The following is an 11519-nucleotide window of genomic DNA, read 5'->3' as shown; positions in this document are numbered from 1 at the left end:
GGTGCTCAACAAGCTGGCCAATCCCCAGGACCGGCGCTTCTCCGATGCCGTGCTCCTCGTCTGCCCCAATCTGACTATCCGGGAGCGGTTGCAGGTTCTCCTGCCCTGGAAGCCTGGCAACTACTATGACAAGTTCGATCTGGTGCCTCGCGGGCTGCTCGAACGGCTGCAACAGGGCAAATTCGAGGTTACCAACTGGCACCTCTTCCAGCCGCAGGATGACAGCCGTTCGAGGAGTGTGGTGCAGCGGGGGATCGAAAGCGATGCCGCCTTCTGCCGGCGGGTGCTCAAGGAGCTCGGCAGCAAGCAGAACATCCTGGTGGTCAACGACGAGGCACATCATGCCTACCGCCCCGCGCCGCTTCCGGAAAAGGTGAAGGCACGGCTTTCTGCGGACGAGAGCGCGGAGCGCGAGGAGGCCACAGTCTGGGTCAGCGGGCTGGATCGCATCGCCGCCGCGCGCGGCATCAACTTCTGCGCCGATTTTTCGGCCACGCCTTTTTACATCAAAGGCAGCGGCTACGAAGAAGGCGCGCCGTTCCCCTGGATCGTGTCAGATTTCGGCCTGGTGGACGCCATTGAGTCGGGCATCGTCAAGATTCCGCGCGTGCCGGTGGACGACAACACCGGGGCACTCCTCCCTAAATACTTCCGCTTGTGGGAGGCGATCAACCAGGCGCTGCCCGCCTCCGAGCGGCAGACGGCCCGCCGTCGCGCCAAGCCCGAGTCGGTGCTGCGGGAGGCCGAGGGAGCGCTGGCCACCCTGGCCTCGGAGTGGAAGAAGACCTTCGACGAATTCCAGCGCGCAGGGTCCCCTGTGCCCCCCGTGATGATTACGGTCTGCGACAACACCGACCTATCCAAGCTCGTTCATGAGCACATTGCTCGGGGCAATGTGCTGCCGGAACTCGCCAATGGCCCAAACGGCGAGGTGACGTTCCGAATCGACACCAAACTTCTGGCCGAAGCGGAGACGGCGATCGAGGGTGAGACAAAGGCTGAGGCGGCCGAGCGGCTGCGCAAGGTCGTGGACACCATTGGCAAGCTTGAGTGGGAGGGCGAAGGCGACCCTCCCGGAAAGCATATCCGGTGCGTGGTGTCCGTGGGGATGCTTAACGAGGGCTGGGATGCCCAGAATGTTACGCAGATCCTGGGCCTGCGGGCCTTCACGTCCCAGCTCTTGTGTGAGCAGGTGGTGGGGCGGGGCTTGCGGCGGCTCAATTACGACGACTTCTCGGAGCCGGAGTATGTGGACGTCTCCGGTGTCCCGTTTGAGGTGATCCCGGTCAAGAAGAAGCCTGTCGGCCGTACCGAGGTGCAGAGAGTCTCCACGCTCGTGAGGGCGCTGCCGGAACGGAAAGACCTCGAAATCACCTTCCCGCGCGTGGAAGGGTACGTTGTTGATGTCCGTAGCCGTATCCGGCTCAACCTGGAAGGCGTTCCCTATCTGGAGATTGACCCGGGCAGTGAGCCCACGGAGGTGACAGTCAAACCGGCGGCGGGTTATCGCATCGGCCGGCCCGACCGTCTGGGGCCCGGTCCCGAAGTGGTGCACGACCGCAACCCGTTCCATCGAGAGCGGCGACTCCAGGCGACAGTGTACGAGATCGCGGCGGAACTCGTGCGGCGGCTCAAGGAGAGGCGCGAAGACTGGAGTGCAAGGCACACCATCTTTCCCCAGGTGCTCAACGCCGTGTGGCAGTACCTGGAAGAGCGCGTCGTTCTCAAACAGGACGCCCCGCTCGAGGAGGTCGCTCTGCTCAAGTACAAGCAGCGGATCCTCGAGCGTCTAACCGGCGCGATCGAACCGGACACCGAAGCAGGAGAGCCACCGATCCTCCCGGTGATCGAGAGATTCCGTCCGATCGGTTCGACCGCCGAGGTCCTCTTCCGCACCGTGCGACCCTGCGTGGGCACGACCAAGAGCCACGTCAGCCACGTGGTGCTCGATGCACCCACGTGGGAGCACAGCGTGGCGTATCAGCTTGAGCAGATGCCGCAGGTGGTCGCCTATGCTCGCAATGACCACCTGGACTTTACCATCCCCTACGAGTGGCAGGGTGTGCGGCACGAGTATCGGCCGGACTACCTTATCCGCTGGCGGTGCGAGGATGGGCAGGAGCTCAAGGTGATTCTGGAGGTCAAGGGCTTCGAGACGGAGCAAGACCGCCAGAAAGAGACTGCGGTAAAGCGGTGGGTGCGGGCGGTGAATCACCACGGGGAGCTCGGCCGATGGGTATTCGTGTTGTGCAAAGAGCCGCGGGGATTGAGGCAAGTTCTCTCAGCGCAACTCAGCACCTGAGGCGCAACTGGCGCCCGGACCAAGGTCGGCGCGCCGCAGAATCGAGATGGATTCACAACATTAGGAGGTGCACCATGAAAGCAAACTGGCTGCCTGTTGCTATCGGCGTTCTTCTGCTTGCGGGGACCTTCAGCTGCCTGGCCCAGGTGGTGCCCGACACCGTAGTCTACAAGGTCACCGAGTTTCAAGGCAAAGAACGAGCTGTGCTGACCCTCGATTTCTCCACCCTTGCCAAGCCAAGCTCTGTCGAGTCCTTCGCCCCGCTTTTCCATCTCCCCCCGTTGAGCCAGGGGCGCACCGGCACCTGCTGGGCCTTTGCCGCAACCTCGTTCTTGGAGGCAGAGCTCAAGAGGTTGGGACGCGGCGAAACCAAACTCTCCGAAATGTACACCGTCTACCACGAGTACATCGAAAAAGCCCGCCGCTTTGTACGCGAGAAAGGTGACTCGCACTTTGCCCAGGGTTCCGAGCTCAATGCGGTCATCGAGCGCATGAAGCAATATGGAGCGGTGCCTGCCTCCGCCTATCTCGGCCGCAAAGCAGACCAGGAAGGGCATGACCACAGCAAGTTGGAACGGGAGATGCTCGACTACCTGCAGTTTGTGAAGGCCCACGAGCTATGGGACGAAGAGCAGGTGCTCGCGAACATCAAGATGACCTTGAACAAGTATTTGGGCGAGCCGCCGACGACCATCACCGTGGGTAAGAAGACCATGACGCCGCGTGAGTATCTCGCCAACGTGCTGCGACTCCCTCTGGACGACTATGTGTCGGTGATGTCCACCAAGGCGGAGCCCTTCTACACCAAGGCCGAGTACAAGATGCCCGACAACTGGTGGCACTCCAAGGAGTACTACAATGTGCCACTTGAGGAGTTTTACGCGGCGCTGAAGAAGGCGCTGCAACGCGGCTACACCGCTGCCCTGGCTGCCGACACCTCTGAGCCCGGCAAGAGCGGCGAGAACGACGTGGCCATCGTCCCCACCTTCGACATTCCGCCCGCCTACATCAACCAGGACTCGCGCGAGTTCCGCATCTACAACCGGACCACCTCCGATGATCACGCCATCCACGTGGTGGGCTACCAGCGGATTGGCGACCACGACTGGTTCCTGATCAAGGACTCGGGCTCCAGTGCCTTCCGCGGCGAGCACAAGGGCTACTTCTTTTTCCGCGACGACTATGTGCGCCTCAAGGTTCTGGTCTTTATGGTGCACAAGGACGCCATTCCGGAGTTGTTAGCGAAATTCAAGTGAGATTGTGCCTGGGCAGGCAGGTGCTCCACCTGGCCTGCCTGACCATGCGACGCGCGGGGGTGTCGGGAAGTGGCCGGCGCCCCCGCGTGCTGCGTTTACCCATGGAGAAGACGACCGTGACTGAAAGGTGAAGACTATGTGGTGCGGAATTGATGTGGGCTCCTCGCATGTGAAGATCGCAGTGATAGACGACCGCGGCGACGTCAAGCTGGCCCTGTCCAGTCCAGCCAAGGGCCGCCCCTTGCCAACTTTGGCGGAAATGCTCCTTCAGGTGGAACGGCGCTTCAAGAGGCAGGCTGTCGCAGTAGCTGTGACCGGTGTGGGCAAGGAACTCCTCTCCGCGCTGCTTCAGCTGCCCGTGGAAAATGAGCTCTTGGCTGCTGCTCGTGGTGCCGGCCATCTTTGCCCGGAGGTGGCGTCGCTGATCGAAGTGGGTGGGCAGTTTACCAAGTGGATCCAATTGGAGCCCTCCCGGAGGGGTGACCACGTTGGCATTGCCGACTATGCCATGAACGGGCTGTGCGCTGCGGGCTCGGGGGCCTTTTTGGAGGAGCAGGCTGCCCGACTGCAGATCAGCGTAGAAGAGTTGGGCGAGCTTGCCGCCCAGGCGCCTCGTGGCGCAACCATCGCCGGCCGGTGCAGCGTGTTCGCCAAATCGGACATGATTCACTTGCAGCAGAAGGGGACGCCGCTGGCAGAAATTGCCTACGGCCTCTGCCTGGCGCTCGCCCGCAATTTTGTCACCACGGTGCTGGCCGGCCGGCAACTGGCTCTGCCTGTGGCGCTCATCGGCGGGGCAATGGCGAACAAAGGGCTGGTGAGGGCCTTTCGCGAAGTGCTGCGCCTCGGAGCGGACCAGGCGGGGCTACCCCCCTACCACGAGTTCTTCCCCGCCATTGGTGCCGCCCTCGCGGCCCAGGAGCAGCAGGCGCCCGTGCTGCGCCTGGGCACCTTGCGCCGCAACCTGACGGCCGCCACCGCGAGCGCAGAGGCGCGCGACGATCGTCTGCCACCCCTGGTGCGCCCCGCCATGAGCGCAGTGCCAGAGCCCAAAGGCGAGAAACTGTCTGCGGCAGCAACGCCGGCGTTTCTCGGCGTGGACGTGGGCTCGGTGAGCACCAATCTCGTGCTCATCGATGAGCAGGGTCAGGTGCTGGCGGGGGTATACCTGCCCACGCGCGGTCGCCCCATCGAGGCCTTACAGGAGGGTTTTGCCCAACTCCGCCGGCAGTGCGGTCGGCACGTGCAGATCTTGGCCGTGGGGACCACGGGGAGCGGCCGCCATCTGGCTGGTCGCTTTGTCGGCGCCGACGTCGTGAAGAACGAAATCACCGCGCAGATGGTGAGCACCCTTTTCTATTTCCCAGGGGCCGACACCATCTTCGAAATCGGTGGCCAGGATTCCAAGTACATCAGCATACAGGAGGGCCGGATTGCCGATTTCACCATGAACAAGATCTGCGCTGCTGGTACCGGCTCGTTCTTGGAAGAACAAGCGCAGCGCCTTGGCATTAGCATCATCGACGAGTTCGCGGAACTGGCCTTTGCCAGCAACCGGCCGGTCGACCTGGGGAGCCGTTGCACGGTGTTCATGGACGGCGAGGTGGCGCATAGCCAGGCCCGGGGTGTGCCCCTGCCGGACATCACAGCGGGCCTGGCCTATTCCATCGCCAGGAACTACTTGGAGAAGGTCGTGGGCAACCGCCGGATTGGCAACGTCATCGTTTTCCAGGGCGGCGTCGCCTCCAACCAGGCAGTGGTGGCCGCCTTTTCCTCCATTCTCGGCAAGGAGGTAAAGGTTCATCCCTACAACCGGATTTCCGGTGCCATTGGCGCCGCGCTCTTGGCACAACGCCACTTCCAGAAGGAGAGGCGCCCCACGCGCTTTCGCGGCATGGAGCTCGTTCAGGAGTACACCGTTTCGAGCTTTGAGTGTGCCCACTGTGCCAACCGCTGCCAGGTCAACCGCATCCACTTCGGTACAGAGGTGGTGCACTTTGGCGATACCTGCGAGCGCTACACCAGCCGCGAGACCTCGAGGACGAGCCGTGCGGCGCTGCCCGACCTTTTTGCCGAATACGTTACTCTGCTGGAGTCCTACCTCCCGCCCGAGAGCGACGAGGTCCGTGGCCGGGTGGGACTGCCGCGAGCTTCGCTCTTCCACGACCTCCTGCCCTTCTGGACAAGCCTGTTCAGCGAGCTTCGCTTCCAGCCGGTACTGTCTGGGCGGAGCTCTCCTACCCTCTTAGCGCGCGCCATGGCCGCGCTCCCTTCGGAGAGCTGTCTACCCGTGAAGGCGACCTTTGGGCATGTCTTGGAGCTCCTGGACAAGGACGTCGACCTGGTGGTACTCCCTTCGGTGCTGGAGCTGCCGCCCACCGAGTCGGGAGAGACTGACCACAGCCACGCCTGTCTCTACACCCAGGCGCTCCCCTACATGGTTGAAGCCTCAGTTCGTGCGCGGGTGCTCACGCCGCAAATCCGCTTCACCGAGGAATTCGAAGGCCTCGCCGAAGGGCTGGAGGCCCTGCGGGAGCAACTGGGCGTGGAAGAGGACGAATTGGTGGCAGCTTACCGTCATGCCAAGCGCAGCTACGCCGCATTCAAGGCCCGTTTGGAAAAGCGGGGTAAAGAGATCCTCAAGGGCAGGTTCGACCGGGCAGTCGTGGTACTCGGCCGCCCGTACAACACGTTCGACCCCTATCTCAATCTCAACTTGGCAGCGCACCTAAGCCGTCTGGGCATCCTTGCCATCCCCATGAGCTTCTTGCCCCTGAAGAGCATTCGGCTGGGCGAGCAGTGGAGCGACCTGCCCTGGAAGTTCCCCCGCGACATGGTGCGCGCCGCCCTGTTCACGCTGCGCGACGAGCGGCTCTTTCCCATCATCGTTTCCAACTTTGGCTGCGGTCCGGATGGCTTTACCCAGAAGCACTTAGAGCGCGTGTTGCGGGGCAAGCCTCATCTCTTTCTCGAATTTGACGAACACCGAGGTGAAGCCGGCCTCATCACGCGTCTTGAGGCTTTCTTGGAGGAAATCGAGGCGACGCCCCGCCCGCTGCGGGCACCAGGGGTACTTAGCGCAGGCGAGAAGGAAAAGCGTGCGGCCAAGGTCCGCCACTTCTTCATCCCCTACTTTGCAGACCATGCTCATGCGTTTGTCGGGGTGCTACGAGCTGCAGGTCACCAGGTGGAACTTCTTCCGCCCCCTGATGAGGAGAGCCGCCGCCTCGGCACCCAACTGAGCTCCGGAAAAGAATGCCATCCCTTTTCCCTGCTGGTTGGTGACATGGCAAAGCTCATCAAGAGCAGGGAACTGCCGGAGGACAGCGTCTTCTTCTTCCCCGGAACTTCCATGCCGTGCCTGCTGGCGCAGTATGGCTCGGCACACGCCCTCGCCCTCAAGGAGCTGGCCGTAGACCACCTTGAGGTCATGACGCCCGATACCGCCGGCTTTCTCGCCCTCCTCAAGCCAGCAGGAATGCTCAATCTGTGGCGAGGGCTGGTCATCATCGACCTGTTGCTCAAAGCCACGTGCGAGGTGCGCCCGTACGAGAGGGTGCCGGGGAGCGCAGACCGGGCGTACCAGCAGAGCCTCAAAGAGATCGAGCTCGCCTTGGCCGGAGAGGTGAACCTCGGCTTTGCCCTGGACCACTGCATTGCCCGCCTGGAAGGTGTGGAGCTCCGCCGTCACCAGCCGCGGCCGATTGTGGGCGTGGCCGGCGACATCTACACGCGCATCAATCCTTTTGCCAATGACGAGCTCTTCTCCCGCCTCGAGGCCATGGGGTGCGAGGTGTGGCCATCGCCATTCCTGGTGGATACCACCGAATTCGGCGCCCGCCACGCCCTGGAGCGTGGCCTGAGTAGGCGCAAAGCGACCGAGGTCCTGAAGTCTACGGCCCTGGTCTTGGCGGAGGAACACGAGGCAAAACTCATTCGCGAGCGCTTCCGCGAGCGGTTGGGCCTGGCGCCCGACGCAGGCTATGACGAGATTCAGGCCATGGTGCGCCCCTACGTGGGGGCAGATACCACCAGCATCCTCTTGCTCAATGTGGCGAAAGTGGTGGAGTTTGCCCGACGCGGGGTGAACGGGGTCATCAATGCCTACTGCTTCAACTGCATGGTGGGCAACGCCACCGCGGCACTCATCAAGCGGATCGGGAGGGAACACGGCAACCTGCCCATCACCAGCTTGGTGTACGGCGACGCCAGCGCCGCGGCACTCACCACGCGGTTAGAGGCCTTTGTGCACCAAGTAAAGAGCCACTACCGTCGCACCCGCCTGCGCGCTGCCAAGGTGCCCCTGTGAAGGCAAAGGCGGGCCCGCGTCACCGGGGGTCAACGCCTCCTCTTGAGGGCCTCCTCTTGCCCTTTGCGCCGCAGCAGTTCGCGGTTGTAGGCCTCGATGAGGTCCTCGTGTGAGAGCAGGCCCACGATGCGGGTGGGGTCGCTCTCGTCAACCACAGGGATTTGCCCGTAGCCGCTGGCCACGAATTTCTGCAGGGCGCTGTGGAGATTCTCGTTGAGCGTGACCACCACCGGCGGCACCATCAGGTCGCGGGCAACAAGAGCCCGGTCCAAGTCCTCGGCGAAAAGCACGGAGTGGACGTTGCGCAGTGATATGATTCCCACAATTCTCTTGTGGTGATCAACCACGGGGAAGTACGACTCTTCATGCTGCGCCACGATGCGGCGGAATTCCGGCATGCGCATGTCCTCGCGCACCACGATCACCTTCGCGGAGGGGCGCCAGGCATCCCGGACGCTCAGCTCCTCCAGCACATTGAAGGTAAAGTCCCCGACGTGGGCCGGGGAATCGGCCATGCGCATGGGCTGTTTCTCGTAGATGCTGGTCTGCCCGGTGAGCAAATAGGCCACGGAGGCTGCGCCCATCATGGGGACTAAGAGTTGGTAGCCACCGGTCATTTCGCAGACCATGAGCATGGAGCTAATCGGCGTCTTGGCGACGCCCGCAAAGAAGGCTCCCATTCCCACCAGGACGAACACGTTGGGGTCAGCGATCAGGTGCGGAAAAAAATGTTTGGCCGCCTGACCGAAGGCTCCACCCAGCATGCCGCCGATGACCATGGACGGCGCGAAGACTCCGCCGCTCCCGCCGGAGCTGACTGTGAAGGAGGTCGCGAGAATTTTGGCGCAGGCCAGGACCGCCAACGTCCTGAAGGCCAGGTGCCCATCAATTGCCATTTGTAGAAAGCCATAGCCTCCGGAGAGCACCTCCGGCACAAACCAGGCAAGGCCGCCCAACATGAGGCCGCCGATTGCCGGCTTCAGATAGTTGGGCACCGGCAGCTGCCGAAAGAAGCGGTCCCGCATCCCGTAGAACACCCGGACAAAGACGATTCCCAAGGCGGCGCACGCCACTCCTAAGCCCAGGTGGAAGAGGAGTTCGACCGGCCGCTCGAATGGCGCCACGTGTGCGGAAAACAAGTGGCCGAAGCCGAAGCGGTAGGTGAACACCGAATAGGCAACAATTGAGGAGATGAGCGAAGGGATGAGGGCTCCAGCTTCAAAGTCGCGCTTGTACAGGACTTCCACGCTGAACAGCGCCCCGCCCAAAGGGGAACGGAAGATGGCACCCACCCCGGCGGCCATGCCTGAGGTGAGCAGAGTGCGTCGCTCCGCATCGGTGAGCCGCAGCAAGGACGCCAGCACCGAGCCGAAACCGGCAGCGATCTGCGCGATGGGCCCCTCGCGGCCGGCACTTCCCCCCGAGCCGATGGTTATAATGGAAGATATGGCCTTCACCAAAGGCACTTGGGAGCGAATGCGCCCGCGATGACGATGAAATGAGTCAATCACCGCATCGGTGCCATGACCCTCCGCCTCGGGAGCAAGAAAGAACACCATCGCTCCTGCCAAGAGTCCGCCAAGGGCAGGCATGAGCACCAGGAGCCAGCGCACGGGCAGTGTTGCGCCAGGTGGCCCCGGCGTCGCCTCGCCCGCCGGAGCCGGAGGATGATAATGGCAGACGGTACCAAGGAGGAGATGGCTGGTCAGCTGGAGAAGCTCGAAAAAGCCGATAGCTGCCAGTCCGCCCACTACGCCCATGAGCACGCTCAGCAACACCCATTTGCCGGTGTGGCGAAGGGGATGGATGCGGGCCGCGCGGGACCGCTCCGCCCGCCCGTGAGCAGAATCCATCTACTCCTCCTCCGGTGTGGTGTCTGCCTGGTCAATGGCACGGAGCACGTCGGCGGGGGAGCTCGCGTGCAGCAGCCGCTCGCGCAGTTCTTCCTGCCGCATGACTGCAGCAAACCGCGCCAACAGTTTCAGGTAGCGAGCTATGTCCTTGGGTGGAGTGCCCATGAGCACCACTAAGCGCACCTTCTTCCCATCCTCGGCGCCGAAATCCACACCGTCCTTCAGGCGTCCCACCACGACAAGAATCTGGGTGACGGCTTCGCTGCGCGCGTGGGGGAAGGCGACACCATCGCCCACGGCAGTCGTGCCCAATTTTTCGCGCGCCAGTACTTCACGCAGGAAGGTCTCCGGGTCACGCAACGCAGCGCTCTTTGCCGCCAGGCGCACTAAGTGGCGCAGGGCCTCGTTTCTGCTCCTCGCCTTCACATCCAAGGCGATGAGGCTACTGTCCATGAACTCCGTCAACCTCACGTTCCCCTCCTGTCCTTATGTCGCAGTAGCGCTCGAAGCTCAAAATGGCCGAATGTTCAGCCCTAAGGAGAAGAAGAAGCCGCCGATGCTTGAGCCTTCGAATCCGGTGCGGCCGCCCACCCCGGCGGAAGTGATCTCCACTTCGGAAGCTACGCCCAGCCAGGGCCTCAACGAATAATCTATGCTCACGGTGAGGAAAAAGCCTCTGCCCGTCTGGTGGGTCCCCTGGCCTTGCCGCGGCACCAGCACCGCCGCGTCAGGATTCTCCTCGACCCAAAAGAAGGCATAGCCCAGCCCCACCGCGGAACCCCATCGGCGTTCGCCAAAACTCCACCGTCTGATGCCCAACAAGAGCCACTTCTCGCGCCAGTACGCGCTGGAGGTGAGAACTTCCTGCGGCCGAGAAGCCTCCTTGCCAGTCTTTTCGAAACGACGGCCGCCGCAAAAGGCGTACAGGTTGCCATGAACGCGCAGCGCGGCATCGGCCCCATAGCACAGCCCCCAACGGCCTGCATACACCTCCTCGAAACGGTCAAGCGAAACGCGGAACTCGCCGCCTCTGAGACCTATGACGAGGCGTGGCTCATCCACAGGCAGCTGACCGGCCGCTTTGATCGGCACGAACGCCAAAAGGGTAAAGGGCATCAGAAAGAGAACGCCAGACAGGGAGAATGGTCTTTTTGCTCGCATATGGCCACCACACACGACACGGGCCCGGACCGTTGGGGAAAGAGGTGCTCGCCCGATACTCAGCGCTCCTCTGCCCGCGACCCGCCAGCCGACCCGGAGGAAGAAGGTCCATGCGCCCCGAGCGCAGCTTCAGGCACCATCTGGGCGCGCAGCTGACGGCGGTGCCACCGCAGGTAGACCAACAAGCCAACCATCACGCCCAGCGTATCGGCAATTGCATCCTCCACCGTGGCAAAACGCCCAGGCACAAACTTCTGGTGAAACTCGTCAAGGACAGCATAGGCGACCCCCAGGATCCCTGCCATGACCAGGCTGCGTCGCATCAGGCGGTGGGCAGAGGAATGGGCGAAAGCGCCGGCCAGCAGCAGCCCGAAGACAAAGTACTCCACGAAGTGGGCTACCTTGTCAATGGGCCGAAAGCCCGTGGGGATTGTTGGAATCTTTGGCAGAGACGAGAGCACGAAAATGAGCAATGCCCAGCCGATGGCGCCCATCTGGGCTGGAGTCAGGCGTCTCACGCGCAGGCCTCCTCCGTGCGTCGGAGGGCGGCGGGCACTTGCCGCATGATGTCGCCCGCCAGCATCCCCCGCTCCCCGAGTTCGTCCCTGGCCAGATCGCCCGCCAGGCCGTGCAGATAG

General features: G+C 62.8%; 7 protein-coding genes. 3 read left to right on the top strand and 4 right to left on the bottom strand.

What is annotated here, in order from left to right:
• The 3 genes from H5U38_02070 to H5U38_02060 form a co-directional block, all read left to right on the top strand.
• On the top strand, window positions 1-2302 hold a 2302-nt coding region (locus H5U38_02070), incomplete at its 5' end, for a hypothetical protein (GenBank protein ID MBC7185799.1).
• 74 nt (window positions 2303-2376) lie between these two features.
• Window positions 2377-3558: a peptidase C1 gene (locus tag H5U38_02065; GenBank protein ID MBC7185798.1), complete on the top strand. Its 1182-nt coding sequence runs from the start codon at window positions 2377-2379 to the stop codon at window positions 3556-3558.
• Between the two features lie 136 nt (window positions 3559-3694).
• On the top strand, window positions 3695-7867 hold the full coding sequence (locus H5U38_02060) for a hypothetical protein (protein MBC7185797.1): 4173 nt from the start codon (window positions 3695-3697) through the stop codon (window positions 7865-7867).
• A 29-nt stretch (window positions 7868-7896) separates the two neighbouring features.
• Here the strand turns inward: H5U38_02060 and H5U38_02055 are convergent, their stop codons facing one another.
• Genes H5U38_02055 through vanZ form a run of 4 tightly spaced genes read right to left on the bottom strand, consistent with a single transcriptional unit; the run spans window position 7897 to window position 11399 of the window.
• Window positions 7897-9720 (bottom strand): chloride channel protein, encoded by a 1824-nt coding sequence (locus H5U38_02055; protein ID MBC7185796.1) that lies wholly within the window; start codon window positions 9718-9720, stop codon window positions 7897-7899.
• Window positions 9721-10191 (bottom strand): PTS sugar transporter subunit IIA, encoded by a 471-nt coding sequence (locus H5U38_02050; protein ID MBC7185795.1) that lies wholly within the window; start codon window positions 10189-10191, stop codon window positions 9721-9723. It lies immediately after the preceding gene.
• 39 nt (window positions 10192-10230) lie between these two features.
• Window positions 10231-10881, bottom strand: coding sequence for a hypothetical protein (locus tag H5U38_02045; protein MBC7185794.1), 651 nt, complete (start codon window positions 10879-10881; stop codon window positions 10231-10233).
• Window positions 10882-10940: 59 nt separating this feature from the next.
• Complete coding sequence (gene vanZ / locus H5U38_02040) at window positions 10941-11399, bottom strand: VanZ family protein (protein ID MBC7185793.1); 459 nt, start codon at window positions 11397-11399, stop codon at window positions 10941-10943.
• Between the last annotated feature and the right edge of the window lie 120 nt (window positions 11400-11519).

This window comes from Calditrichota bacterium, assembly GCA_014359355.1.
GTDB lineage: Bacteria > Zhuqueibacterota > Zhuqueibacteria > JANLFK01 > Oleimicrobiaceae > Oleimicrobium.
The sequence above is the reverse complement of the archived record's forward strand: the minus strand, read 5'-3'. Positions and strand labels throughout refer to the sequence as shown.

Coding starts and splice junctions, on each gene's coding strand:
- H5U38_02060 (MBC7185797.1), top strand. CDS start 3,695: ATGTGGTGCGGAATTGATGTGGGCTCCTCGCATGTGAAGATCGCAGTG.
- H5U38_02055 (MBC7185796.1), bottom strand. CDS start 9,720: ATGGATTCTGCTCACGGGCGGGCGGAGCGGTCCCGCGCGGCCCGCATC.
- H5U38_02065 (MBC7185798.1), top strand. CDS start 2,377: ATGAAAGCAAACTGGCTGCCTGTTGCTATCGGCGTTCTTCTGCTTGCG.
- H5U38_02045 (MBC7185794.1), bottom strand. CDS start 10,881: ATGCGAGCAAAAAGACCATTCTCCCTGTCTGGCGTTCTCTTTCTGATG.